Origin of the sequence: Streptomyces sp. NPDC007901, assembly GCF_042959465.1 — a bacterium.
Taxonomy (GTDB): domain Bacteria; phylum Actinomycetota; class Actinomycetes; order Streptomycetales; family Streptomycetaceae; genus Streptomyces.
Window position 1 is genome coordinate 166,333 of the sequence record NZ_JBIBKW010000004.1, and the last position, 25,676, is coordinate 192,008.

The window sequence follows — 25,676 nt, forward strand, 5'->3', positions numbered from 1 at the left end:
GGCCGACGGGTGTGTCCCGTCGGCCCGTTCGGTCCGTTCAGCCTGGTGCGGCCCGATGCGGCCCGATGCGGCGTTACGCGTCGACCTTCTCCATGACCTCGTCGCTGACATCGAAGTTGGCGAAGACGTTCTGCACGTCGTCGCTGTCCTCGAGGGCGTCGATCAGCTTGAAGATCTTCTTGGCGCCCTCCTCGTCCAGCTCGACCTGCATGGTCGGGACGAAGTTGGCCTCGGCGGAGTCGTAGTCGATCCCGGCGTCCTGGAGGGCGGTGCGGACGGCGACCATGTCGGTGGCCTCGCTGAGCACCTCGAAGGACTCGCCCAGGTCGTTGACCTCCTCGGCACCCGCGTCCAGGACGGCGCCCAGGACGTCGTCCTCGGACAGCTCGCCCTTGGGGACGATCACGACGCCCTTGCGGTTGAAGAGGTACGACACCGAGCCCGGGTCGGCCATGGAGCCGCCGTTGCGGGTCATGGCGACGCGCACGTCGGAGGCGGCGCGGTTGCGGTTGTCGGTGAGGCACTCGATGAGCACCGCGACGCCGTTCGGGCCGTAGCCCTCGTACATGATCGTCTCGTAGTCGGCACCGCCGGCCTCGAGGCCGCCGCCGCGCTTGACCGCGGAGTCGATGTTCTTGTTCGGGACCGACTGCTTCTTCGCCTTCTGGATGGCGTCGTAGAGAGTCGGGTTGCCCTCGATGTCGACGCCGCCCATGCGGGCCGCGACCTCGATGTTCTTGATCAGCTTCGCGAAGAGCTTGCCGCGCTTGGCATCGATCACGGCCTTCTTGTGCTTCGTCGTAGCCCATTTAGAGTGGCCGGACATCTGCCTGTCTCCTTCGCGTAACCCATCCAAACAACGAACGCCAGAGATCCTACTAGGACTCCGTGGCCCGGTTGGCGTGCACCATGTCGACGAACAGGGAGTGCACACGGTGGTCGCCGGTCAGTTCCGGGTGGAACGACGTGGCGAGCGCGTTGCCCTGGCGGACCGCGACGATGTGGCCGTCGTGCTCGGCGAGCACCTCGACGTCGGCACCCACGGACTCGACCCAGGGGGCGCGGATGAACACGCCCTCTACAGGATCGCCGTCCACGCCGCGTACGTCGACCGCCGCCTCGAACGACTCGTTCTGGCGCCCGAAGGCGTTGCGGCGCACGATCATGTCGATGCCGCCGATCGTCTCCTGGCCCGAGCGCGGGTCGAGGATCTTGTCGGCGAGCATGATCATGCCCGCGCAGGTGCCGTAGACGGGCATTCCGGCCCGCACGCGCGCGCGGAGGGGCTCCATCACGCCGAACAGGACGGCCAGCTTGGAGATGGTGGTGGACTCGCCGCCGGGTATGACCAGGCCGTCCACCTCGGCGAGTTCCTCGGGGCGCCGGACCGGCCTGGCCACGGCGTCGGCCGCGGCCAGGGCGACGAGGTGTTCCCGTACGTCGCCCTGGAGCGCGAGCACTCCGACCACGGGAGTGGTCATCACCAGCCCCGGTTCGCGTAACGCTCGGCCTCGGGGAGGGTGTCGCAGTTGATGCCGACCATGGCCTCGCCGAGGTTGCGGGACGCGTCCGCGATGATCTTCGGGTCGTCGTAGAAGGTGGTCGCCTTGACGATGGCCGCGGCGCGCTTGGCCGGGTCGCCGGACTTGAAGATGCCGGAGCCGACGAAGACGCCCTCGGCGCCGAGCTGGCGCATCAGCGCGGCGTCGGCCGGGGTGGCGACACCACCGGCGGAGAACAGCACCACCGGCAGCTTGCCGAGCTCGGCGACCTCCTTGACCAGCTCGAAGGGGGCGCGCAGCTCCTTGGCGGCGGCGTAGATCTCGTTGTTGTCGCAGCCGCGCAGCTTGGCGATCTCGCCCTTGATCTGGCGCAGGTGGCGGACTGCCTCGACGACGTTGCCGGTGCCGGCCTCGCCCTTGGAGCGGATCATGGCCGCGCCCTCGGCGATCCGGCGCAGGGCCTCACCGAGGTTGGTGGCGCCGCAGACGAAGGGGGTGGTGAACGCCCACTTGTCGGAGTGGTTGACCTCGTCGGCCGGGGTGAGCACCTCGGACTCGTCGATGTAGTCGACGCCGAGGGACTGCAGGACCTGGGCCTCGACGAAGTGGCCGATCCGGGACTTGGCCATGACCGGGATGGAGACGGCCTCGATGATGCCCTCGATCATGTCCGGGTCGGACATCCGGGCGACCCCGCCGTCCTTGCGGATGTCGGCCGGGACCCGCTCCAGGGCCATGACGGCGACGGCGCCCGCGTCCTCCGCGATCTTCGCCTGCTCCGGCGTGACGACGTCCATGATCACGCCGCCCTTGAGCTGCTCGGCCATGCCGCGCTTCACGCGGGCGGTACCGGTCTCGGGGGCCTGGTTGTCGATGGTGGACACGGGTGACCTCGCTGAAGTGAAAGAGGGTTTCTGCGAACACCGAGGAAACGCGAGCGGACCAGTCCACAGCAAGGGCCAATGGGAAGCCGGTGGATCGTTTTGCCCCTAGGCGGCCCGCTCGACCAGTGCGGCCGGCGGCTCGTCGTCCATTTCGAAGGCCAGCGGGAAGGCGGCGTGTCCGGCCAGCCGGAACCACCTGACCTTGCGGTGCTCGCGGAGCCGGCGGGCCGCGCCGACGGCGTCGTTGTGGAAGCGGCGGGCCATCGGGACCCGGCGCACGGCCTCGGCCAGCTCGGTCGCCGCGGCCTCACCGCCGGGCGCCTCACGGACCTCCTCCACCTGCTGCGGGTCCTCGAAGACCACCCGCAGCGCCTGGCTCAGCTCGCTCTCCGCGACCTCCCGCTGCTCCTCCTCGGCCTGCCGGGCGGCGTGCGCGGCCTCGTACAGCACGATCGAGGAAGCAGGATCCAGCACCCCCGAGGTCGCCAGCTCCTGAGCCACCGAGGCACGCCGCAGCAACTGGGCGTCCAGGGCGGCGCGGGCCGCGTCGATGCGCGAGTGCAGCCGGTCGAGCCGACCTGCGGTCCAGCTCAGATAGAGGCCGATCACCACCAGGGCGGCGAGGATCCAGAGGGTCCAGATGAGTGTCGCGGTCACGAGCGGAACGCTATAGGAGACGCCAGCAGCAGCGCCCCGTCAGGGGCGCTGGGGGCACCCCCGGCCGAAGGCTGGGGGAGGAACTGCGCGACCAGCCACGACGGCGCCGCAGCCGTGAGACGGCCTACGCGGCCCTCCCAGCGCAGCGCCTAGTCCCGCGCCAGCCCGAACCGCGCCCGCAGCCCCGACCGCTCGTCCGCCGCCACCGCCGCCGCGCCCGCCGTCACCGTCTCGTAGACCGAGAGGATGTCGGCGCCCACCGTGGACCAGTCGAAGCGCCGCACATGGACGCTGCCGCGTTCCCGCAGCTCGGCCCGGCGCTCCGGGTTCTCCAGCAGCCGTACCGCCGCCTCGGCCAGCGCGTCCGCGTCCTCGTTGGCGAAGAGCTCGCCGGCCGCGCCCTGGTCCAGGACCTGGGCGAAGGCGTCGAGGCCGGAGGCGAGCACAGGGGCGCCCGCGGAGAGTGCCTCGACCAGGATGATGCCGAAGCTCTCGCCGCCCGTGTTGGGCGCGATGTACAGGTCGAGGCTGCGCAGGAAGCGGGCCTTGTCCTCGTCGCTGACCATGCCGAGGAACTCGACGCGGGAGCGCAGCTCGGCGGGGAGGGACTCGACCGCGGCCTCCTCGTCGCCCCGGCCGGCCACCAGCAGCCTGGTCTGCGGGCGGGCGGCGAAAATCTTGGGGAGTGCCTTCATCAGGACCGGCAGGCCCTTGCGGGGCTCGTCGATCCGGCCGATGAAGCCGATCGTGTCGCCCTGCCACTCGGGGCGCGGTTCGGCCTTGGCGAAGAAGTCGACATCGACACCGTTGGGGATGACCACCGCGTCCCCGCCGAGGTGCTCCACCAGCGTGCGGCGGGCGTACTCGCTGACCGCGATCCGGGCGCTGATCTTCTCCAGGGCGGCCTGGAGGATCGAGTACGCGGCGATCATCGCGCGGGAGCGCGGGTTGGAGGTGTGGAAGGTCGCCACCATCGGGCCCTGGGCCGCCCAGCAGGTCAGCAGGCCGAGGGACGGGGAGGTCGGCTCGTGGATGTGGACCACGTCGAACGCCCCGTCGTGCAGCCAGCGGCGCACCCGCGCGGCGGACAGGAACCCGAAGTTGAGGCGGGCCACCGAGCCGTTGTACGGCACCGGGACCGCACGCCCTGCCGAGACGACGTACGGCGGCAGCGGGGTGTCGTCGTCGGCGGGGGCGAGCACGGAGACGTCGTGGCCGAGGCGGATGAAGTACTCGGCGAGATCGCGGATGTGGAACTGGACGCCACCCGGGACGTCCCAGGAGTAAGGGCAGACGATGCCGATCCTCACGACGGTCCCTTCGCGGGGTCGAGGTCCGCGAGCCACAAGCGCTGCAGCATGTGCCAGTCCTCCGGATGGTCGGCGATCCCGGTGGCGAAGGCGTCGGCCAGCGCCTGTGTCATGACAGACGTCTTCGAGGCCCGGTCACCTGACTCGGGTACGTCGATCGGGGCGTGCACCCGGCCCTTCATGACGGGGGTGTCGTCGTACCAGAGCGTGACGGGCAGGAGGATCGCGCCGGTCTGCTGGGCCAGCAGGGCGGGTCCGGCGGGCATCCGCGCGGTGTCGCCGAAGAAGTCGACCTCCACCCCCGACGCGGACAGGTCGCGGTCGGCCACCAGGCAGATCAGGCCGCCGTCGCGCAGCCTGCGGGCCAGGGTGCCGAAGGCGGTGCCGCCGCTGTGCGGCAGGACCTCCATGCCGAGGCCCTCGCGGTAGGCGACGAACCGGTCGTACAGCGTCTCGGGCTTGAGGCGCTCGGCGACCGTGGTGAACGGGGTCTTCAGCTCGGTGGTGACCCAGGCGCCGGCCAGGTCCCAGTTGGCCAGGTGCGGCAGCGCGATGATCACGCCCCGGTCCGAGGCCAGGCCGTCGGTGAGGTGGTGGACGTCCTTGACGTCGAAGCCGCCCCGGACGCGCTCCTCGCTCCAGGCGGGGAGCCGGAAGGACTCCATCCAGTAGCGCAGGTACGAGCGCATGCCCGCGCGGGAGAGCTCGCGCAGCCGCTCGGCGCTCGCGTCGGGCACCACGCGCGCGTAGTTGGACTCGAGCCTCAGCACGCCCTTGCCGCGCTGCTTCCAGGCGAGGTCGGCGAGGGAGTTGCCCAGGCGCACCGCGACCGGCTCGGGGAGCTTCTTCACGGTGCCCCAGCCGAGTCCGTACAGGGCGTCGGTGAGCCGGTCGGCGGCGCTCACTGTGAGGCCTCGCTCCCGTGCGACGCCTTCTCGCGCTCGGCCGCCGCCTCCGCCTCGGCGGACTCGCGACGGACCGTGACGACCCGCTGGATCAGGGTGATCAGGCTGCCCACGGCGACCACCCACAGGGCGATCGGGAGCAGGATCTGGATGCCCGGCACGCCGAACTTGTGGAACCCGGCGAGACCGGCCGCCACCAGCGAGATCACCAGGCGCTCGGCACGCTCCACCAGACCGTTGACCGCCACCGGCAGCCCGATCGACTCGCCGCGCGCCTTGGTGTACGACACCACCTGGCCGCTGGCCAGGCAGAAGATGGAGACCGCGCACAGGACGTTGTCGTTCCCGTTGCCCGCGTACCAGAGGGCGAAGCCGCCGAAGATCGCGCCGTCGGCGACCCGGTCCAGGGTGGAGTCCAGGAAGGCGCCCCAGCGGCTGGTGCGGCCCAGCTGGCGGGCCATGTTGCCGTCGACCAGGTCCGAGAACACGAACAGCGTGATCACGATCGTGCCCCAGAAGAACTCGCCCCGGGGGAAGAACACCAGCGCGCCCGCGACCACTCCGGCCGTGCCGAGGAGCGTGACCGTGTCCGGGCTCACGCCCCGGCGGATGAGAAACGCGGCGAACGGTGTGAGGACACGCGTGAAGAATGCACGCGCGTACTTGTTCAGCATGGCCTTCCCGACGGTCGTAGCGCCGTGCGGCCCCTGCTGGCCACCCCGGCTGGCCCATCGTAGCCACGCGCGCGTGTGTGCGACGGGCGGGCACTCGCAGACGGCACCGGCGGCCCTCCGTGACGGGTCCCGCGGGGCACGATCGCGTCGTCCGTATGGACGCACCGTGACGGGAGTGGAAAGCTCGAATAACCGCGGGCGTCATCGGAGCCGCCACCGCACGCGGCCCGCCATGCTCGCCCGCGCCCACAGAGACCTCACCGTGCACGGGAGGCATAGCCATGGGCGACAAGACCAAGGAACACCCCGGAGCCGCCGGCAGGGCTACGGCGGCCGACCACCCCGCGTCCGTACGGAATGTGGTGCTGGTCGGCCACTCCGGATCGGGCAAGACCACCTTGGTGGAGGCTCTCGCGCTGACCGCGGGAGCCGTCAACCGGGCGGGCCGTGTGGAGGACGGCGGCACCGTATCGGACTACGACGACATCGAGCACCGGCAGCAGCGCTCCGTACAGCTGTCGCTGGTACCGGTCGACTGGAACGGAATCAAGATCAATATCCTGGACACCCCGGGATACGCCGACTTCGTCGGTGAGCTGAGGGCCGGTCTGCGCGCGGCGGACGCGGCCCTTTTCGTCGTCTCGGCCTCGGACGGGGTCGACGGCTCGACCCGGATGGTGTGGGAGGAGTGCGCGGCGGTCGGGATGCCGCGGGCGATCGTCGTCACGCACCTGGAGGCCGCCCGCGCGGACTTCGCGGAGATGACCCGGGTGTGCGCCGAGGCGTTCGGCGCCGACGACCCCGACGCCGTGCTCCCCCTCTACCTGCCGCTGCACGGCGCGGCGGGCCCGGACGGGCACGCGCCCGTGACCGGACTGGTCGGGCTGCTCACCCAGAAGCTGTTCGACTACTCCTCCGGGGAGCGCAAGGAGTCCGAGCCGGGCCCCGACCAGCTGCCCGACATCGAGGAGGCCCGCAACCGGCTCATCGAGGGAATCATCTCGGAGAGCGAGGACGAGACCCTCATGGACCGCTATCTGGGCGGCGAGGAGATCGATCTCAAGACCCTGATCGAGGACCTGGAGCGGGCCGTGGCCCGCGGGGCGTTCTTCCCCGTCCTGGCCGCCGCCCCGGCCGCCGACGGCGCCCGCCAGGGGCTCGGCACGGTGGAACTCCTCGAACTGGTCACGGGCGGGTTCCCGACCCCGTTCGAGCACCCCACACCGGGCGTCACCACCCTCGACGGCACACCCCGCGAGATCAAACCGTGCGACACCGGCGGTCCGCTGGTCGCGGAGGTCGTGAAGACCGCGTCCGACCCGTACGTCGGCCGCGTCTCACTGGTCCGGGTCTTCTCCGGCACCCTGCGTCCCGACGAGACCGTCCATGTCTCCGGGCACGGCCTCGCCGACCGCGGCCACGAGGACCACGACGTCGACGAGCGGGTCGGCGCCCTGTCCACCCCGTTCGGCAAACAGCAGCGCGCGGTCACCCATGTCATCGCCGGTGACCTCGCGTGCGTGGCGAAACTCGGCCGGGCGGAGACCGGGGACACCCTGTCCGGCAAGGACGACCCGCTGCTCATGGAGCCCTGGGAGATGCCCGACCCGCTGCTGCCGCTCGCCATCCAGGCGCACAGCAAGGCGGACGAGGACAAGCTCTCGCAGGGCCTGTCCCGCCTGGTCGCCGAGGACCCGACGATGCGGCTCGAACAGAACCAGGACACCCACCAGGTGGTGCTGTGGTGCCTCGGCGAGGCGCACGCGGACGTCGCCCTGGAGCGGCTGCGCAGCCGGTACGGCGTCCAGGTCGACGTCGTACCGCACCGGGTGTCCCTCCGGGAGACGTTCGCCGGCAAGTCCGGCGGACGCGGCCGGCACGTCAAACAGTCCGGCGGGCACGGACAGTTCGCGATCTGCGAGATCGAGGTGGAACCCCTGCCCGGCGGCTCGGGCATCGAGTTCGTCGACAAGGTGGTCGGCGGCGCGGTGCCCCGGCAGTTCATCCCCTCCGTCGAGAAGGGCATCCGGGCCCAGGCCGCCAAGGGGGTCGCCGCCGGCTACCCGCTGATCGACGTGCGGGTCACCCTGCTGGACGGCAAGGCGCACTCGGTGGACTCCTCCGACGCCGCCTTCCAGACGGCCGGGGCGCTCGCCCTGCGGGAGGCCGCGGCCGACGCGAGGATCCATCTCCTGGAGCCGGTGGCCGAAGTGTCCGTACTGGTCGGCGACGACTACGTGGGCGCGGTGATGAGCGACCTGTCCGGACGGCGCGGCCGGGTGCTGGGCACCGAGCAGACCAGCGGCGGGCGCACCCTCATCAAGGCCGAGGTGCCCGAGTTCGAGATCGGCCGGTACGCGGTGGACCTGCGCTCGCTGTCGCACGGGACGGCGCGTTTCAGCCGCTCCTACGCCCGGCACGAGCCGATGCCCCCGCAGATCGCCGACCGGATCCGTGAGCAGGCGAAGGAAGCCTCGTAGGTGCCCTCATAGTCGACAACAACGGTGTTCGGCGGGCGGCTTCGGCCGTCCGCCGACGGTTGTCGGTGGCTGGGGATACTCTGAGTACTTGATCAACAGGTGTGCGGAGTACGGAAGTCGGGAAAGCCGCAGAAGCGGGACGGCGGCAAGTGGGGGCGGGAATGAGCTTCGAGGACTTCTTCGGGCCGCAGGTGCCCAGGCCGGGCGGCGAGGCGCAGGCCCCGACCTACGCCCTGGCCTCGGCTGCCTATCGGGACACGCCGATGGAGGAGATCAAGAAGGCCGACAACGAGTGGCACCAGTCCGCGGTCAACGAAGGCCGCAAGTGGGCGAAGATCTTCCGGCCCAACTTCGGTGAGGCGTACTCCCAGGCCGTCATCGACCGCATGCTGGGCGTCGGCCGCAAGCCGCTCATCCAGTCCTTCGGCAGCGAGCCCCAGGTGGTCGTCGAGCACTGCCTCGCCGCCAACCGCATCCGCCGGGAACGCGACCAGCGGCTGACCGCCATCATGTTCCTGTGCGGGGTGCTCTTCCTGCCCGGCCTGCTGATCTGTCTGCTCGTCTTCCAGCTCCGGGCCACCATGCTGAAGGCCGACAACAAGCGGGTCTCCGGGCTCGGCAGCGCCCTGCTGGCCGCGGTCGGCGTGCTCGCGGTGATCTTCCTGATCCGGATGCCGCTCACCGGCCTCTGGGGCTGGTACGCGCGCGGCTGCATCGTGCTCCCGGTCGTCGGCTGGTACCTGGCCAAGCGGCTGTGCGAGAGCACCGCGACGAACCTGCGCGAGGCCTGGGGCGGTCTGCTCTCCGGCGGCAGCGTCGGCGCGAAGGTCCCCGAGGCGGTGCCGACCAGCCCCGACCAGGCCGCGGCCGAGCAGCTGCGCCAGTCCTTGGCCCGGCTCAGCGCCGAGCAGCAGTCCAACACGGTCTTCTACGCCGGCTCCAAGGGCATACTCGGCATGGGCACCCGCTGGGGCTCCTGGCACCTCGCGGAGGAGCTGGTCCCGCTCGACCCGGTCAAGGGCATCCACGAGTTCCGCGCCTGGACGGTGGTCCGGGAGATCGAGAAGGAGCTGAGCGTGCTGCACCGGCAGCACCTCAAGACCGGCGGCTTCCCCGAACCGCAGGTCAGGCACTGGATCGTCAGCCATGTCGGCGAGGGTGCCAAGGCGGTGTCCCGGCCCGAGGGAACCGACTACAAGGTGGGGCCCAAGGACGTCGAGGACATCTGCAACAACAACCACTTCGACAAGGGCGACCGGCACTACCTGGGCGTGCAGTGGCCGCACCTGTGGAACGGCGAACTGATCATCACGATGATGGCCACCGTGACCGTGCTCAAGGAGACCCTCCGTATCGAGGTCACCGGACACGCCCTGGGCCCGGTCAACGGCCTGTTCAGCGGCAAGCCCGAGGCGCCCACCAAGACGGTCGCCAAGACCGTGCGGTTCTGGGAGACCCGGACCGTCAAGCTGCCGCTGGTCACCCCGGACGAGGTGGTCCGGCTCGCCGCGCGGGCGACGGTCAGCTGGTACCCGCCGCTGCTGAAGTGGCTCGGCGGTTCCATAGGCCTGCCCGAGCCGTTCGGCCTGCGGCACGCCTGGGCCGACCAGCCCTGGAACCACCGCTTCATGGCCGACGACGCGCTGCGCGCGGCCACCCCGATACTCCGCGCGGTGCACCGGGCCGCGCTCAGCGTGCTCAGGGAACACGACGTCGACACCGACAAGTTCACCTCGCGGGCGGGCGCCCTCAGCGGCTCGGTCCAGGAGGCGTCACCCAAGAAGGCCGACAAGTACGACGCGTGAGCCTCCGGCGGTCCGGCCGAAGAGGTGGGTGCGGGCATCGGCCCCTGGGGGCTGCCGCCCCCAGACCCCCGCTTCGGCCTGGACGGCCTCGTCCTCAGACGCCGGACGGGCTGGTCGAGGTCACGCAGGCCAAGCCTCGGCCAGCATCTTCCTGGTGTCCGCCAGCAGCTGCGGCAGCACGCGCGTGTGGCCCACCACCGGCATGAAGTTGGTGTCGCCGCCCCAGCGGGGCACGATGTGCTGGTGCAGGTGGGCCGCGATGCCGGCGCCCGCCACCGTGCCCTGGTTCATGCCGATGTTGAAGCCGTGGGCGCCGGACGCGCTGCGCAGGGCCGTCATCGCCTGCTTGGTCAGCTCGGCCAGTTCGACGGTCTCCGGGCCGGTCAGGTCCGTGTAGTCGGCGACATGGCGGTACGGCACCGTCATCAGGTGGCCGCCGTTGTACGGGTAGAGGTTGAGCACCGCGTAGACATGCTCACCACGCCGGACGATCAGCCCGTCCTCGTCGGACTTGGCCGGGATCGAGCAGAAGGGACAGCCGTCGTCGGCCCCGGGGCCGGTCGGCTTGTTCTCACCCTGGATGTAGGCCATCCGGTGGGGCGTCCACAGGCGCTGGAACGCGTCCTGCGTCCCCACTCCGATCTGCTGCTCCGGCTCACTCGTCATGCTAGGAAGCATATGGCTTCGCCCGTTCGCGGCGTGTCGCCGGGGCCAGCACAAACCGCTCGGCGGCGAAGCTGGGCGGATGGACGACGACAGCCGGCTGAACCGCTGGGACCGACGGACCGACCTGCCGCTCGGCATCGCGTCGCTGGTCTTCCTGGGCTCGTACGCGGTCCATGTGCTGGAGCCGAACCTGCCCGATGCCGTACACGCCACCCTGCTGTCACTCACGTACCTGACCTGGGCGATGTTCGCCGTCGACTACGCGGTGCGCTGGCGGCTCAGCCGTGAGGGTCCGGGGTTCGTACGACGGCACTGGCTGGACACCGTCGTCCTGGTGCTGCCCCTGCTGCGGCCGGTCCGGGTCGTGCGGACGTACGAGGCGATGCAGCGCCGGCACGGTGAGCCCCGGATGGGGCTGCACGCGCGCGTGGCGGCCTACTCGACGCTGTCGATCTCGCTGCTGGGCTTCTCCGGCGCCCTCGCCGTCTACCAGGCCGAACGCTCCGCCCCGAACGCCGACATCCGGACCTTCGGCGACTCCCTCTGGTGGACCTGCTCGACCCTCTCCACGGTCGGTTACGGCGACTACGTCCCGGTGACGACCCTGGGGCGGTTCATCGCCGTGGGGCTGATGGCCTGCGGTCTGGCCCTGCTGGGCACGGTCACCGGATCCTTCTCGTCCTGGATGCTGCAGCGGTTCTCGGGGAGCGAGAACGACGGAAGGCCCCCGGAGCACTGATCTCCAGGGGCCCCGCGCGACCGAGTGCGATCAGACCTGGGCCCGCTCCTCGACCACCTTCACGATCTTGGCGATGGCCTCGTCGAACGGGATGCCGTTCTCCTGCGAGCCGTCGCGGTAGCGGAAGGAGACCGAACCGGCCGCCATGTCCTCGTCGCCCGCGATGACCATGAAGGGCACCTTCTGCTTCTGGGCGTTGCGGATCTTCTTCTGCATCCGGTCGGAGGAGCCGTCGACCTCGACCCGCAGGCCCTTCTTCTTGGCCTCGGCGGCGAACTTGTGCAGGTAGTCGACGTGCGCGTCCCCGATCGGGATGCCCACCGCCTGGACCGGCGCCAGCCAGGCCGGGAAGGCGCCCGCGTAGTGCTCCAGGAGCACCGCGAAGAACCGCTCGATGGAGCCGAACAGGGCGCGGTGGATCATCACCGGGCGCTGCTTGGAGCCGTCGGCGGAGGTGTACTCCAGGTCGAAGCGCTCGGGCAGGTTGAAGTCGAGCTGGACGGTCGACATCTGCCAGGTGCGGCCGATGGCGTCCTTGGTCTGCACGGAGATCTTCGGGCCGTAGAAGGCGGCGCCGCCCGGGTCGGGGACGAGCGGGAGGCCCTGCTTCTCGGCGACCGCGCGGAGCGTCTCGGTCGCCTCCTCCCAGACCTCGTCGGAGCCGACGAACTTCTCCGGGTCCTTGGTGGAGAGCTCCAGGTAGAAGTCGGTGAGGCCGTAGTCGCGCAGCAGGTTCAGGACGAAGGTGAGCGTCTTGTCGAGCTCCTCCGCCATCTGCTCCTTGGTGCAGTAGATGTGTGCGTCGTCCTGCGTGAAGCCGCGGGCCCGGGTCAGGCCGTGCACGACACCGGACTTCTCGTACCGGTACACGGTCCCGAACTCGAAGAGACGCAGCGGCAGTTCACGGTAGGAGCGGCCGCGCGCGTCGAAGATCAGGTTGTGCATCGGGCAGTTCATGGGCTTGAGGTAGTAGTCCACGCCCTCGTCGAGCTGCATGGGCGGGTACATGCCGTCGGCGTACCAGTCCAGGTGCCCGGACGTCTCGAAGAGCTTCCCCTTGGTGGCGTGCGGGGTGTAGACGAACTCGTAGCCCTCCTCCTCGTGCCGGCGGCGCGAGTAGTCCTCCATCACCCGGCGGACGATGCCGCCCTTGGGGTGGAAGACGGCGAGGCCGGAGCCGATCTGCTCCGGGATGGAGAACAGGTCCAGCTCGTTGCCCAGCTTGCGGTGGTCGCGCTTCTCGGCCTCGGCGAGGAAGTCCAGGTACTCCTTCAGCTCGTCCTTGGACGGCCAGGCGGTGCCGTAGATGCGCTGCAGCATCGGGTTCTTCTCGCTGCCGCGCCAGTAGGCGGCCGCGTTGCGCATCAGCTTGAACGCCGGGATGAGACGGGTGGAGGGCAGGTGGGGACCGCGGCAGAGGTCCTTCCAGCACAGCTCGCCGGTCTTGGCGTCCAGGTTGTCGTAGATCGTCAGCTCACCGGCGCCGACCTCGACGTCCGCGCCGTCGTCGCTCGACGCCGAGCCCTTGAGGCCGATCAGTTCGAGCTTGTACGGCTCGTTCGCCAGCTCCTCGCGGGCCGCCTCGTCGGTGACCACGCGGCGGGAGAACCGCTGCCCGCGCTTCTGGATCTCCTGCATCTTCTTCTCGACGGCCTTGAGGTCCTCGGGCGTGAACGGCTTCTCCACGTCGAAGTCGTAGTAGAAGCCGTCCTTGACCGGCGGGCCGATGCCCAGCTTGGCCTCCGGGAAGATCTCCTGGACGGCCTGCGCCATGACGTGCGCGGTGGAGTGGCGCAGGATGTTGAGGCCGTCCTCGGAGGAGATCTCGACGCCCTCGACGGTCTCGCCGTCCCGTACCTCGTAGGCGAGGTCCTTGAGCTCTCCGGCCACCCGGGCGGCGATGATCGAGCGCTCGCCGGCGAAGAGCTCGGCGGCCGTAGTGCCCGTCGTCACCACGCGCTCTTCCCGCTCGGAATCGCGTTGGATGATCACACGGACGTCTGACACCGGTCTCTCCTGACTGAAGGTGGATGCGGGCGCCGTACCGGAGCGCACGCCATACCGGATCGTACCGACCCGGCCCCACCGACTGCGAAACGGTTACCGACAGTCGGCCCTCAGTCGCAGTCGTCGCCGCTGCACGCCTCCTCGAAGAAGTCGAGGTTCTCCTGGAGCGACTTCATCAGCCGGTCCCGCTCCGCCTCCTCCACCTGCACCGGTACGACCCCGGAGGCGCCGGACAGCCGCCGGAAGCCGCCGCGGCTCTCCAGCCGCCCGTGCACCCGCACCGGGAGTCCGACGATGTGCGCCTGTCCGGCGATCCGGTAGTCCTCCTCGTCGAGGATGACCCGGACGTAGGGCACGTCGGCCCCGGCCAGCACCCGCAGCCGCACGGCTCCCTCGCCGCGCGGTTCGGAGCGGCGCATCCGGACCACGGTGCCGGTGACGCGGACGGCCACCGAGGGTTCGTCGCGCAGATAGCGGGCGCTCGCCTCGCGCAGCACGGGCAGGTCGCCGGGCGAGAACTCGACGGGCTCGGCGGTCGACGCGCAGTCGTCGGGAACCCCGGCGCCGGGCGCCCACTCGACGGAGACACGGGCGCCTTCGGTGCCGCGTACGAGCGTGACGAGGGCGTCGGTCAGTTCGCGGCTGACGCCGGCCTCGACGGCCCCGTCGAAGGCGTCCATGCCGCCGGTGGCCCGCTGGTAGTCGATGGCCTCGCGGGCCGCGTACAGCGCCTGGTGGAGGCGTACGGCGAGCGGCCGGCCGTTGCCCACGGGCACGAAGGCGGTCAGGCCGCGCCCGCCCTCCGCCGAGCCGACGAGGACGGAGTCCAGCAGCGCGGCGGCGGCACGCTTGTGCCGGGCGCCGTAGTAGCCGGCACGCGCGCGGGTGGCGAGCGCGCCGGCGAGGAGGGTCTGCCGGGCGGCGGTGCGCAACTGCTCCTCGGCCGTCCAGGACGCGGCGTCGGCGGGTCCGCTCGGCACGTCACGCCACCAGCGGATCTCGTCGCTGGGCACGGCGAGTCCGACCAGCACCTCCCGGGCGGCGGGCGTGCCGCTGCGCACGAGAGCGGTGAGCGCCTCCCCGAGCAGGTCGTCGCTGTCCGGGAAGGCGCGGCTCTCGGGTACCAGCAGGCTGGTGCCGGTGTTGCCCGGCCCGGGTGGGGTCCAGCGGCCGTACCGGCCCGGCGCTCCCCCGCGCCGCTGCCAGCCGTGCCGGCGCAGCAGGGCGCCGAGCACGACGGGGTCGACCTCGGCGGGCTCGGGGGGATGGTTCCAGTGGGGCCCGTGGAGATCGTCGGGATGCGGGCGGACCTCCCGCAGCTGCTCCTCGTACGGACGGTGCCTCATGGCCTGCCTCCCGTCCCGACCCGCGTCATGATCTCGCAGAGCGCCCGGTCGTCGAAGATGCGCGAAGTCGGGATCCGCACGGTGGTCCGGTGCCGGCCGGTGATCGGCTGCCCTGCCAGGTTGACCCAGTAGCAGCAGTGGCGCAGATCGAGCCGGTCGTGGCTGGCGCGCAGCCAGTCGTCCTGGGAGCGCGGCACCAGCATCACCACCAGGATCTTGTGCACCGACACCGGTGTGCGGGCGAGCTTGCGCAGGTGGTCGTTGTCCAGCGTGAAGGAGAAGAAACGCCCCGGCGGGTTGGGCGCGATCTGGTACGTGCACTTGAGCTGCACCTTTATGGTCACCTCGTCGTCGACGGTGTGCCCGGGCGAGCCGTGGCTGACGTGCCAGTCGATGCCGTTGTCCGGAAACGGCTGCGACAGCGAGCAGCCGGCCGCCGCCGCGACGGCATGCAGATAGCCCACCTGCAGTGTCTCCATGCAGGCGGTGGTCGCGAGTGTGCCGCGATGGGGGCCCGTGCGTTCGGGCAGCAGCCCGCCCCGCTCGGGCTGCGCTATCGCCATGACCAACAGCCTTCCCAGCCAAAGAGTTTCCCGTGGCGGGCCGCTGAACTGCAAAGACCCGCACTCCTGTTGTGTCCTTCCGGCGTACGCCGCAAACGGCCCGGGTATCACCAAACAGGCAGAAGACGGAACGTCACCTGCCGTGGGTGAACGAGGAGTTGTGTAGGCATGACGTGCTGGTACGAGGGGCCCCTGGCCGCTTTCGACACGGAGACCACGGGCGTTGACGTCGAGACCGACCGCATCGTGTCGGCCGCCGTCGTCGTCCAGGACGCCCCGGGCACCCGGCCGAGGGTGACCCGCTGGCTGGTGAACCCGGGCGTGCCGGTGCCGGAAGCAGCGACGGCGGTGCACGGGCTCACGGAGGAACACCTGCAGCGCAACGGCCGTTGGCCGGCGCCGGTGATGCATGAGATAGCCGAGGAACTGGCCGAGCACGCGGCGATGCACCGCCCGCTGGTGGTGATGAACGCGCCGTTCGATCTGACCCTGCTGGACCGCGAGTTGCGCCGCCATCGGGCGTCCTCGCTGGACCGCTGGTTCGAGGCGAGCCCGCTGCTCGTCCTCGACCCCCGGGTCCTGGACAAGCATCTGGACCGCTACCGCAAGGGCCGCCGCACCCTGACCGACCTGTGCGCGCACTACGAGGTCACCCTCGAGGGCGCGCACGACGCGGGCGCCGACGCGCTCGCGTCACTGGAGGTCGTACGGGCCCTGGGCCGCCGTTTCGCGACCCGCCTGGAGCGTCTCTCCCCCGCCGAGCTGCACACCCTGCAGACGACGTGGCACGCGGCGCAGGCGCGTGGCCTCCAGGCGTGGTTCACGCGCAGCGGCACACCGGAGACGGTGAACCAGGACTGGCCGCTCAGGCCGGACCTGCCGACGGCGGCGTGACCGGCGACGCGAAAAAGGCCGGTCTGCGCAGGCAGACCGGCCTTCCCGGTGGTGGGCGATACTGGGTTCGAACCAGTGACCTCTTCGGTGTGAACGAAGCGCTCTTCCACTGAGCTAATCGCCCGGGAACGCAGTGAACAATACAGGGACCGGCGCGTTTCGTTCAAACCGCTTCCAGGTGCCCGAGCAGTCCGCGCCGCCCGGCCCCCATCATCAGCCGGTGGTTGGCGCGGAAGAACGGCCGTCCGGGCACGGCCAGTCGCCGCAGCAGCGGCTTGTTGACGTCGACGACCTGGTCGTAGCGGGCGAGCGTGCCGGTGCCGTCGGCGGCGACCGTCCAGCGGGCCCAGCCCTCGATGTCCCCGGTCATGGCGATCTCCAGCAGGCCGGCCTCGGGATCGCGCCGCGTCTCGCGCGCGGTGAAGGTCATGTCGTACGGCAGGACCGAGCGGATGGTGATGACGCCCGTGGTGTCGTTCAGACGGCTCACCGAACGCACCTGGGGCCACCAGTCCGGATAGTCCTCGACGCGTTCGAGTGCCCGGTAGACGGCCGCGACCCCGTAGGGCAGCTGCCACAGGCTGAGAAAACGGTAGTGGGTCCAGTCCATGGGCGGAGTCTGCCCGGGCAGGCGATCTGAGTACGCGTACTCATGCCCCTATGGAGTGACCTGGACCACACTCACCGTACGAGCGCCGCCGCCCGTGCGACGGCGCTCGCCCTCTCACCTGCTACGAGGGCATCCTGTCGCCGAGCAGCGCCAGGTTCTCGATGGCGGCGAGCCCGTAGAGCGCGGTGTCGTTGGAGGACACCCAGCTCGCCTCGCTGCCCGCGACGAGGGTGACCGGCCCGGAGAGCGGCTCGGTCTTCCACGGCGAGGACTCCAGGTACCCGTCGGAGCTGTAGAACTTCGTCCACGCGCGCTTGGCCAGCGTCTCGTCGCCGGTCTGTACGGCGGCGTAGGCGTCGAGCCGCGAGTGGCCCTGGAAGAGCAGCAGGGTGCCGAAGTTGGAGCCGTAGCGTGCCGCCTGTTCGGCCTTGGTGGCGTTGAAGTAGCGGCAGTAGTCGAAGTAGACCTCGTTGAACTTCGGCATGTCGACCAGGTGGATGAGTTCCGCGCAGAGTTCGTTGAGGCCGAAGACCGCGGAGAGGTGGGAGACCGAGACGACCGGGGTGGCCGCGGTGGCGAACTTGCCGGTGTCGAGGTCGTAGAGGCCACTGCCCTGGACGAAGCCGTTGGGCTGGGCGGCGATGCCCTCCATGGTGGACAGGACGCGTGCCTTGGCCTTCTCCCACTTGGGGCCCTTGCGTTCCCACTCGGTGAGCCAGGCCGACACCAGGCCGCTCCAGTCGGTGCCGAAGCCGATGGACAGGGCGTGCCGGTCGGGGGTGTAGGGGTCGGTGCGGACCTTGCGCAGGGGGTCGAGGACGAGGAAGGTCTCGTCGGAGTCGACGTTGGCGGCCATGAGGTCGCCGACGCGTTCGTCGGCGGTGAGGAAGTAGTAGAAGCGCCGGTAGGTGGTGTTGGAGATGCGCTGCTGTTTGGCGCTGTCCGCGAAGTGCTGCACGCCGTGCCGGGTGCCGAGGCCCGCCCACTGGCCGATGTGGTAGACGTCGACCTCGCCGGTGTGCCGGGTGAGCGCCTCGGCGAACCGGAAGATGTCCGAGCGGCCGCTTCTCAGGTACGCGTACCAGAGCCACAGGTCCGGCGAGAGCTCGGAGTTGTCCCAGGCGTAGCCGCCGACGTCGTACCGCCACTGGTGACGCACGGTGTCGTAGGTGTGCATGAAGTCGCCGTAGTCCCAGAAGCCGTACCAACGGCGTTGCTCCACCTGGTCCTTGTAGTAGGTGAAGAGGAAGTCCAGGTGGTCCTCGATCTTCGCCTTGGCGGCGGTGGTGCGGTCGGGCTCGGAGAACAGGCCCGGGCCGAAGACCTTGGCCTTGATCAACTGCTTGGGCGGGGCGGCGAGTTGCGGGAGCACCCGGACCGCGTCGACCTGGTCGGCGAGCGCCTCCGGTGTCGGTGTCGTCTCGTTGGCCCAGAACAGCAGTTCCGAGGTACGGGCGATGCCGTAGGGGGTGCCGAACTCCGGCTCGTAGTCCTCGTAGGTGATGTTGAGGCCTTCGAGCTGCTCGGCGTAGGTGTCCTGGCCCATGCCGTCGTGGTAGAAGCGCAGGTCCATCGGCTGGGCCTCGGGCGACCAGAGCCAGAGGGTGACCTCGGCCGCGTCGGTGTGGGCGTCGCGGATGTCGAGCTGGGCCGGGAACTTCTCCCAGAAGTCCCTGAGCCCGAAGGAGAATCCGCCGCTCGCCCCGCCGACGTACCCGAATCCGGAGGCCCGCCTGCCGCCGCCGGCCGCGATCCAGCCGTACCCCTTCCTGGTGCGCTTGCGCAGGGTGAAGCCGTCGGCGGAGAGCTGGGAGAGGGTGTAGTCGCCCCAGTGCGGGATGTACTGGAGGCGGGTGGTGACGCGCTGGTCCCAGGTGGCCGGGTCGGGCAGCTTCTGGCCCGCGTACTGGGCCGCCTGCACGGCCGCGCCCGGGTCGCGGCGCAGTCCGGTGATGCCCTGGACGGCCTCCCGCAGCAGGCCGGTTCCCTCACCGCCGATCCGGATGTGCCGGTCGTAGGCCTCGTCGCGCATCGGCACGCTGAAGCGGACGCCGAGACCGCGGATGAAGTCGCCGCTGGCCTTGCCCGGCTCCTGGGTGCCGTCGTAGGTGATCGTGTGGACCATGCGGAAGGAGTCGGCACCCGCGTAGAAGTAGAGGCGGATCGAGAACGGCAGCCAACTGCGGCTTCCCTTGCGGTGCTTGCCGTCGATGCGGACGACCGCGCGGACCGGGCCGTCCCCTTCGACGGTGACGGAGTCGATGGCGCCGTCGAAGCGCTCGGTCTTGACGGTGCCCTGGTCCTCGTCCTCGACCTCGGGCTGCCGGATGAGGACCAGCCGCCCGTTCCTGGCGATCTCCGTGGAGCCCCGGGTGACGGACTTGATGATCGTGGAGCCGTTCTTGCCGATCTTCACGGCGATCACGCCGGTCGACACGTCGATGGTGCCGCCACTCTTGTCGACGGTGACCTTCTTGTCCGGTACCACCGCGTCGCCCGCCGCGAGCGTGAGCTTTCCGCTCCCCGAACTCACCGCGTGGGCCGTCCACTTGAGGGAGCCGTCAGGCCAGTAGGCGATCGGCCAGGACTGGACGGGCACGTCCTTGCCGTCCGCGTCCGTCAGCGCGAAGGTCTGGTCCTCCTGGAACGCGCCCATCGGCCAGGGCACGCCGACGGTCGAGCCGGGCGCGGCGCCGAGACCGCCGTCCTCCAGCCAGTCCAGGGTCACCGGGTCCGCGTCGGCGGCCTCGGTTCTCGGCGCGGCCTGCGCGCCCTTCGCCCCCAGCGCCCAGCTGAACTGGGCGGCGGCGCCGGCGACCGCGGCCGCCTTGAGGAGGGACCTGCGAGGGATGGGAGACATAGTCCGCCTTTCCTTTCCGTGCACATGCGGGTGTGGTCAGGGGCATGACAGAGCGAGGCGCGGCGCCGGCCGGGCGCCGCCCCTGGTGCGGGGCCGGTCAGTGGCGGCGCCGGTGGCGCTCCTCCACGGCGACGGCCGCCGCCGCGACGGCACCGAGCACGGGTACCGCCAGCGGCGCGACGAGCAGGGCGGAACAGATCACGAGGACCGCTCCCCCGACGAGCAGGAACGATCCGCCGGGGTCGAGGACGGTACGGCGGCCGGCCGCCGCGAGCAGGGTGCGCCAGCGGTCGCCGGGCGCCCAGACGGCCGCCGCGCGCAACCCCGCGACCGCGAGGCCGATCACCGCGAACAGGCCGACGGCCCCCATGAGCGGCCCGCCGGGCAGCCCGGCGCGCACCGCCTGGATGTCCACCCAGGCGACCGCGACCGCGCCCCAGCCGGCGAGCCCGACGAGCGCGCCGCCGGGCAGCGCGGCCCGGAAGTCGCTCACGAACTCCCGCCAGCCACCGCCCACCTGGCCGGTGCGGCGGCGCAGATGCCGGGCACCGGCGGCGAAGGCGGCCGGGTAGGTGACGACCCCCAGGGAGGCGACGGCGATCCACACCCCGGTGAGCAGACACTCGGCGAAGACGCCGAACCGGTCCGAGAGGGGCGTCGGCTTCACTCGCGCGTCGTCGGCCATGGCTTCAGCCCTTCAGTCCGGAGGTCGCCATTCCGTCGATCAGATAGCGCTGGAAGGCGAGGAAGAACAGCAGCACGGGCAGCAGCGCGACCAGGGACATGGCGATCATCCCGCCGTAGTTGGCGGCCACGCCGTCGGAGTCGCGGAACATCATCAGGCCAAGGGAGACCGTGTACTTGCCGGGCTCGTTGAGGTAGATCAGCGGGCCCATGAAGTCGTTCCAGGCGTTGATGAAGGTGAAGATCGCGCTGGTGATGAGGGCGGGCCGGCACAGCGGCAGCACGATCGACCAGTAGATACGGAAGTGCCCGCAGCCGTCGAGCCGGGCGGCCTCGTCGAGCTCCCGGGGCAGGTTCCGCATGAACTGCACCATCAGGAAGACGAAGAAGGCCTCGGTGGCGAGGTACTTGCCGATCAGCAGCGGGACGTAGGTGTTGATCCAGCCCAGCTTCTGGAACATCACGTACTGCGGGATCAGCAGCACGTGATACGGCAGCAGCAGCGTGCCGATCATCAGGGAGAAGAGCAGGTTGCGGCCGGCGAACCGGATGCGGGCGAAGGCGTAGGCGGTGAGCGAGCAGGAGACGAGCACGCCGACGACGGCGCCGACGGCGTAGAACAGCGAGTTCTGGAAGAAGGTCCAGATCGAGACGTCCGCGATGCCGTCGGCGAGCCCCTTGAAGTTGTCCAGGATCGGGTGGGACGGGAACAGCGTGAGGCTGTTGATGATGTTCTTGCTGGGCTTGAAGGACGCCCCGACGACCCAGACGACCGGGTAGAGGATGACGGCGAGGATCAGCAGGGCGCCGAGATGCCAGCCCAGGGAACCGCTCCGACGGCGGCTCAGCAGGGACGGTTTGGTGGTGGTCGCGCTCATCGGGCGTCCTCCTCGTAGTGCACCCACTTCTTCTGGGACCAGAAGAGGACGGCCGTCACCAGGGCCACCGCGAGCAGCAGCATCCACGCCATCGCGGAGGCGAAGCCCATCTGCGCGTTCTTGAAGCCCTGCTGGTAGAGGTAACAGGTGTAGACGAGCGTGGCGTCGGCCGGGCCGCACTGGGTGTTGGAGACGACGTACGCCGAGCCGAAGATCTGGAAGGAGTGGATGGTCTCCAGGAGCACGTTGAAGAAGAGCACCGGGGAGATCATCGGCAGGGTGATGTTCCAGAACTTCCGCAGCGGCCCGGCCCCGTCCATCTCGGCGGCCTCGTACAGCTCCTTGGGGACCTGCTTGAGTCCGGCGAGGAAGATGACCATGGGGGCGCCGAACTGCCACGCCGTCAGGGCGACCAGGCAGTAGAGGATCCAGTCGGGGTTGCCGACCCAGCCGCCGACATGGAAGCCGAGGAAGGACTGCGTACGGTCCACGACGGCGCCGTCGGAGAAGAGCGACCGCCAGACGAACCCGACCGAGACACTCGCGCCGATCAGCGACGGCGCGTAGAAGGCGGCCCGGTAGAAGGCCTGGCCCCGGCGGTTCTGGGCGAGCAGCAGGGCGACGCCGAGGGCGAGCAGCAGCTTGATCGGGGTGCCGATGATCACGTACTTCGCGGTGACCTCGACCGACTTCTGCCACCGCGGGTCGTCGAACATCCGGGTGAAGTTGTCGAGGCCGACCCACTTCGGCGTGTTGAAGAGGTTGTAGTCGGTGAAGGCGAAGTACAGCGAGGCCACCATGGGACCCGCGGTCAGCAGGAGGAAGCCCGCGATCCACGGGGACATGAAGAGGTAGCCGGCGAGGTTCTCCCGGCGGCCCCGCCGCCGCGCGGTGGCGGGGGCGGCGGGGTGTGCCCGGCGGGCGGCGGGAGCGGTGTCCTTGACGAGCGTCACGGCGGTTCCCATCGGACTGGTCAGGCCTGGAAGGCGGCCTCGGACTCGGAGAAGAACTGCTTCACCGCATCGGAGACCTTGGTCTTGCCCTGCGACATGTCGCCGCCGATGCGCAGGAATGCGGCTTCGATGGTGTCGGCGCCGGAGGGGTGCGGGGTGATCGTGCCGAGGACACCGGCCTTGGCGGTGTCGTCCTCGTACTGGGCGATCTCCTTGCTGACCGTGTCGGTCGGCTTGAACGCCGCGTACTGCTCGGTGCTGGCCAGGATGCCCCGGTCGTAGCCCATGATCGTGCCGACCTCGGGGTCGTGGACCATGAAGTCGATGAACTGGGCGACCTCCTTCGGGTGCGCGGTGCGGGCGGAGGCGCTCAGCATCAGGGAGGCGAGGTACTGGCCGGTGTGCGTGCCGTCGGTGGTGGGGATCGGGCCGAGGCCGTAGGTGCTGGTGCCCTCCGCCGAGTAGCGGACCGTGAAGTTGTCCCAGGTGAACTCGGAGGCCGCGTGGCCGGCGGAGAGGGAGGACTTGGGCTGGTCCTGGGCGACGATCTTCGGGTCGGTGACGATGCCCGCCTTGACCCTGCCGTAGCCGTCCTGCCACCACTCCGTCAGGTCGGCCTGGTCGAAACCGAGTCCCTCCTTGGTGAAGAAGGCCTTGCCGTTCTGGCGGAGGTACAGGTCGTACAGGTACATGATGGAGAAGTAGCCCGTGTCACCCGCGATCTTCGTCTTGTCGTGGATGGTCTTCAGGGCCTTGAAGTACTCGTCCCAGGTCCAGCCGATCTGCGGGTCCACGCCCGCCTTCTCGAACACCTTCTTGTCGATGACCAGCGCCATGGTGTTCGAACCGACCGGGACACCGAGTTGCTTGCCGTCGACCTCGCCGACCTTGGTGACGCCCGCCCGGAAGTGATCCAGGCTCAGGTTGCCTGCCTTTACCTGGGAGTTGAGGTCGAGCAGAATTCCTCTCTTGTCGTATTTCCGAAGAAATCCGACGGCATTCTGGAAAACGTCCGGGGGATTTCCGCCGGCGGCCTGCGTCTGGAACTTCTCCCAGAACGATTGGTAGTCCTGGAAGTCCGTCTTCACCTTGATCTTCGGGTACTTCTTCTCGAAGAGCGCGATGGTCTGGTTGATCTTCTTGGCGCGTTCGTCGGCACCCCACCACGAGTAACGGATCGTCACCGTGCCATCCCCGGAGCCGCTGCCGCCACCGCACGCGGTCGTCGCTCCCAGGCCGAGCGCGGCCGCCGAGACACCGGCCGCCTTCAGGATGGTCCGCCGCTCCACATTCCTGCTGGTTCCCACAGTCGGGCCCCTCCCCGCAGCGTCGCCGCCGCCTGCATGAATCGTTTCAAGTAAGCGCTTGCTGGCACAAGTTACGGAGGGCCCGGTGAGGCGTCAATGATTCGGACAGGATTTTCTTGCGGGCGGGGGCGGCGGAGCGGTGCGGCGCCGCATCGGCGCGGCGACCGGGAGGCCCGTGACGTCGCAGGTGAGGGCAGCACGGTCGGGTGACCGAACGTCAGGCGGCCGGGCCGGAGCCGGGGTTACGGCTTGGCTTCGTCGAGCGGTTCACGCCGGGGTGGGCCGACGGCAGGGTGCGGGAAAGATCCGACGCGAGGCGGCCGAGGGGGTTCCGGCAGACCGCACGGATCCACGACCGCGGCGAAGATCCGTCAGCTCGTCACGACGAAGATCCGTCAGCCCGGTGCGGGCCGGCGCCGACGATCTCGGCGACTCCGGAACGGACGAGAGACGGACACCTCCGACCACTACAGCCGGTACACCCCGCCCCGCTCGCCGAACCCCGACGGCAGCCACCCCTCGACCACGGACCGTGTCCGCGCCCCCTCCCCCAAGGTCCCGGAAACGACTGCGGCCCACCCGCTGTCTCGCAGGTGGGCCGCAGTTCCGGGTGGGCGATACTGGGTTCGAACCAGTGACCTCTTCGGTGTGAACGAAGCGCTCTTCCACTGAGCTAATCGCCCGGACGCAGGAAGAACATTACCCCATGTCAGGGGGTGCTCCCGACCGGTCGCCGGGGCCCGCGACCGACGGCCGGGTCACTCCTCGATCTTCCACGGCATCACGACGCCGAACTTGGACAGGTAGACCCCGACCAGGCCGGCCACGACCACCAGGCCGATCGTCGTCAGCGTGATGTTGCGGCGGCGCACCTTGGGGTCGAGGGCCTTCTGGGCCGCCTCCGTGACCTTGCGTTTCGTCCAGCGGAGCACCAGCTGCGCCCAGACGAACTCGGTCGCCCAGATCGCCATGCCGCCGAAGATGACCACCCAGCCCGGTCCGGGCAGCGGCAGCAGGACGATGCCCACGGCCACGACCGCCAGGCCGACCGCGAAGACCCCGACCTGCCAGCTCAGGTGCAGCACCCGGCGCGCCTTGATGAAGCCGGGCGCCCTGGAACCGAGCCCCCGCTCGTCGCGTGCCCCGTCCGTCGTCGTCCCGTCCACCTCGCTCCCGTCCGAGGCCACGGCGACCTCGCCCGGTTCGTTACTCCCCGTATTCATACGACCAAACCCTACCTGAGCGATTCCGGTCACCGGAATGGTCGTAGATCATGCTCAGCTTCTCGGCCGGAAGAGTTACGTAAACACACGCAAAACACTCAGAGGGGTTTACAACGGCACCGTAGGTGGCATGTCGATTTCGCCGACGTGCGAATCCCCGAGCGCACACTGAGCGAAAGGCCCTGGCGCTTATGAACACCACGGTCAGCTGCGAGCTGCACCTGCGCCTCGTTGTGTCGAGCGAGTCCTCCCTGCCTGTCCCCGCAGGCCTGCGGTACGACACGGCCGACCCCTACGCCGTGCACGCCACCTTCCACACCGGAGCCGAGGAGACCGTCGAGTGGGTGTTCGCCCGCGACCTCCTCGCCGAGGGGCTGCACCGCCCCACCGGCACCGGCGACGTCCGCGTCTGGCCGTCCCGCAGCCACGGTCAGGGCGTCGTGTGCATCGCCCTGAGCTCCCCGGAGGGGGAAGCTCTGCTCGAGGCCCCGGCGCGGGCCCTGGAGTCCTTCCTGAAGCGAACAGACGCCGCCGTGCCGCCCGGCACAGAACACCGGCACTTCGATCTCGATCAGGAGCTGTCGCACATTCTGGCGGAGAGCTAGGCCGCCGCCCCTGAAAGCCGCCCGGCGCCGTCCACTCGGGGAGACGGCTCGGGCCTAGACAACCGCATACGGCAGCACCGGCGCCGCCACCGTGTTCGGTCACGGGGCGGCGCCGGTGTGTCCA

23 protein-coding genes and 2 tRNA genes are annotated in these 25,676 nt (G+C 69.9%); 5 read left to right on the forward strand and 20 right to left on the reverse strand.

The genetic code is table 11. The features are described from left to right. Window positions 1-73 precede the first annotated feature (73 nt). From ACFZDK_RS15385 to pgsA, 7 genes are all read right to left on the reverse strand, one after another. Complete coding sequence (locus ACFZDK_RS15385) at window positions 74-826, reverse strand: YebC/PmpR family DNA-binding transcriptional regulator (RefSeq protein WP_123978499.1); 753 nt, start codon at window positions 824-826, stop codon at window positions 74-76. 52 nt (window positions 827-878) lie between these two features. Then, the gene (gene pdxT, locus ACFZDK_RS15390) at window positions 879-1,481 is read right to left on the reverse strand and encodes a pyridoxal 5'-phosphate synthase glutaminase subunit PdxT (protein ID WP_390972748.1); all 603 of its coding nucleotides are present in this window, start codon (window positions 1,479-1,481) and stop codon (window positions 879-881) included. Next, complete coding sequence (gene pdxS / locus ACFZDK_RS15395) at window positions 1,481-2,386, reverse strand: pyridoxal 5'-phosphate synthase lyase subunit PdxS (protein WP_355711042.1); 906 nt, start codon at window positions 2,384-2,386, stop codon at window positions 1,481-1,483. The genes pdxT and pdxS overlap by 1 nt, the downstream gene beginning before the upstream one ends. A gap of 105 nt (window positions 2,387-2,491) precedes the next feature. Next, complete coding sequence (locus ACFZDK_RS15400) at window positions 2,492-3,043, reverse strand: hypothetical protein (protein ID WP_390972750.1); 552 nt, start codon at window positions 3,041-3,043, stop codon at window positions 2,492-2,494. A 149-nt stretch (window positions 3,044-3,192) separates the two neighbouring features. Next, window positions 3,193-4,353: a glycosyltransferase gene (locus tag ACFZDK_RS15405; RefSeq protein ID WP_390972752.1), complete on the reverse strand. Its 1,161-nt coding sequence runs from the start codon at window positions 4,351-4,353 to the stop codon at window positions 3,193-3,195. Then, window positions 4,350-5,258: a phosphatidylinositol mannoside acyltransferase gene (locus ACFZDK_RS15410; protein WP_390972753.1), complete on the reverse strand. Its 909-nt coding sequence runs from the start codon at window positions 5,256-5,258 to the stop codon at window positions 4,350-4,352. Before ACFZDK_RS15410 ends, ACFZDK_RS15405 begins: the two co-directional genes overlap by 4 nt. Further along, entirely contained in the window at window positions 5,255-5,932 is a 678-nt protein-coding gene (gene pgsA, locus ACFZDK_RS15415; protein ID WP_390972755.1) for a phosphatidylinositol phosphate synthase, read from the reverse strand. The genes ACFZDK_RS15410 and pgsA overlap by 4 nt, the downstream gene beginning before the upstream one ends. A gap of 281 nt (window positions 5,933-6,213) precedes the next feature. Here pgsA and ACFZDK_RS15420 point away from each other — a divergent pair, with 281 nt between their 5' ends. Beyond that, window positions 6,214-8,412, forward strand: a complete 2,199-nt coding sequence (locus ACFZDK_RS15420; RefSeq protein ID WP_390972757.1) for an elongation factor G-like protein EF-G2 — start codon at window positions 6,214-6,216, stop codon at window positions 8,410-8,412. A 161-nt stretch (window positions 8,413-8,573) separates the two neighbouring features. Beyond that, on the forward strand, window positions 8,574-10,217 hold the full coding sequence (locus ACFZDK_RS15425; protein WP_390972759.1) for a hypothetical protein: 1,644 nt from the start codon (window positions 8,574-8,576) through the stop codon (window positions 10,215-10,217). A 120-nt stretch (window positions 10,218-10,337) separates the two neighbouring features. Here ACFZDK_RS15425 and ACFZDK_RS15430 read toward each other — a convergent pair whose 3' ends face one another. Beyond that, complete coding sequence (locus tag ACFZDK_RS15430; protein ID WP_390972760.1) at window positions 10,338-10,895, reverse strand: HIT domain-containing protein; 558 nt, start codon at window positions 10,893-10,895, stop codon at window positions 10,338-10,340. 67 nt (window positions 10,896-10,962) lie between these two features. Between ACFZDK_RS15430 and ACFZDK_RS15435 the strand changes: the two genes are divergently transcribed. Beyond that, the gene (locus tag ACFZDK_RS15435; protein ID WP_390972762.1) at window positions 10,963-11,622 is read left to right on the forward strand and encodes an ion channel; all 660 of its coding nucleotides are present in this window, start codon (window positions 10,963-10,965) and stop codon (window positions 11,620-11,622) included. 30 nt (window positions 11,623-11,652) lie between these two features. On the opposite strand, the gene thrS is transcribed toward ACFZDK_RS15435, so the two are convergent. From thrS to ACFZDK_RS15450, 3 genes are all read right to left on the reverse strand, one after another. After that, window positions 11,653-13,629, reverse strand: coding sequence for a threonine--tRNA ligase (thrS, locus tag ACFZDK_RS15440; protein ID WP_390972764.1), 1,977 nt, complete (start codon window positions 13,627-13,629; stop codon window positions 11,653-11,655). Between the two features lie 110 nt (window positions 13,630-13,739). After that, entirely contained in the window at window positions 13,740-14,975 is a 1,236-nt protein-coding gene (locus ACFZDK_RS15445) for a hypothetical protein (RefSeq protein WP_390972766.1), read from the reverse strand. After that, on the reverse strand, window positions 14,972-15,538 hold the full coding sequence (locus tag ACFZDK_RS15450; RefSeq protein ID WP_355711031.1) for a DUF4365 domain-containing protein: 567 nt from the start codon (window positions 15,536-15,538) through the stop codon (window positions 14,972-14,974). Before ACFZDK_RS15450 ends, ACFZDK_RS15445 begins: the two co-directional genes overlap by 4 nt. 168 nt (window positions 15,539-15,706) lie before the next feature. Here ACFZDK_RS15450 and ACFZDK_RS15455 point away from each other — a divergent pair, with 168 nt between their 5' ends. After that, window positions 15,707-16,432, forward strand: a complete 726-nt coding sequence (locus ACFZDK_RS15455; RefSeq protein ID WP_355711030.1) for a 3'-5' exonuclease — start codon at window positions 15,707-15,709, stop codon at window positions 16,430-16,432. 49 nt (window positions 16,433-16,481) lie between these two features. On the opposite strand, the gene ACFZDK_RS15460 is transcribed toward ACFZDK_RS15455, so the two are convergent. From ACFZDK_RS15460 to ACFZDK_RS15500, 9 genes are all read right to left on the reverse strand, one after another. Next, a tRNA-Val gene (locus ACFZDK_RS15460) sits at window positions 16,482-16,556 on the reverse strand. Between the two features lie 39 nt (window positions 16,557-16,595). Then, a complete protein-coding gene (locus tag ACFZDK_RS15465; RefSeq protein WP_390972769.1) occupies window positions 16,596-17,042 on the reverse strand; it encodes an SRPBCC family protein in 447 nt (148 codons plus the stop codon). A gap of 121 nt (window positions 17,043-17,163) precedes the next feature. Continuing rightward, window positions 17,164-19,902, reverse strand: coding sequence for a Tat pathway signal sequence domain protein (locus tag ACFZDK_RS15470; protein ID WP_390972771.1), 2,739 nt, complete (start codon window positions 19,900-19,902; stop codon window positions 17,164-17,166). 97 nt (window positions 19,903-19,999) lie between these two features. Continuing rightward, complete coding sequence (locus ACFZDK_RS15475) at window positions 20,000-20,587, reverse strand: hypothetical protein (RefSeq protein ID WP_390972773.1); 588 nt, start codon at window positions 20,585-20,587, stop codon at window positions 20,000-20,002. A gap of 4 nt (window positions 20,588-20,591) precedes the next feature. Next, window positions 20,592-21,464, reverse strand: a complete 873-nt coding sequence (locus ACFZDK_RS15480; RefSeq protein ID WP_390972775.1) for an ABC transporter permease subunit — start codon at window positions 21,462-21,464, stop codon at window positions 20,592-20,594. Continuing rightward, a complete protein-coding gene (locus ACFZDK_RS15485) occupies window positions 21,461-22,429 on the reverse strand; it encodes an ABC transporter permease subunit (protein ID WP_390972777.1) in 969 nt (322 codons plus the stop codon). The genes ACFZDK_RS15480 and ACFZDK_RS15485 overlap by 4 nt, the downstream gene beginning before the upstream one ends. An 8-nt stretch (window positions 22,430-22,437) precedes the next feature. Then, window positions 22,438-23,724 (reverse strand): extracellular solute-binding protein, encoded by a 1,287-nt coding sequence (locus tag ACFZDK_RS15490; RefSeq protein ID WP_390972779.1) that lies wholly within the window; start codon window positions 23,722-23,724, stop codon window positions 22,438-22,440. Between the two features lie 611 nt (window positions 23,725-24,335). Next, window positions 24,336-24,407, reverse strand: a tRNA-Val gene (locus tag ACFZDK_RS15495). Between the two features lie 75 nt (window positions 24,408-24,482). Beyond that, the gene (locus tag ACFZDK_RS15500; RefSeq protein ID WP_390972781.1) at window positions 24,483-24,947 is read right to left on the reverse strand and encodes a TIGR02611 family protein; all 465 of its coding nucleotides are present in this window, start codon (window positions 24,945-24,947) and stop codon (window positions 24,483-24,485) included. Between the two features lie 191 nt (window positions 24,948-25,138). Between ACFZDK_RS15500 and ACFZDK_RS15505 the strand changes: the two genes are divergently transcribed. Next, on the forward strand, window positions 25,139-25,552 hold the full coding sequence (locus ACFZDK_RS15505; protein ID WP_004002642.1) for an SsgA family sporulation/cell division regulator: 414 nt from the start codon (window positions 25,139-25,141) through the stop codon (window positions 25,550-25,552). Window positions 25,553-25,676 lie beyond the last annotated feature (124 nt).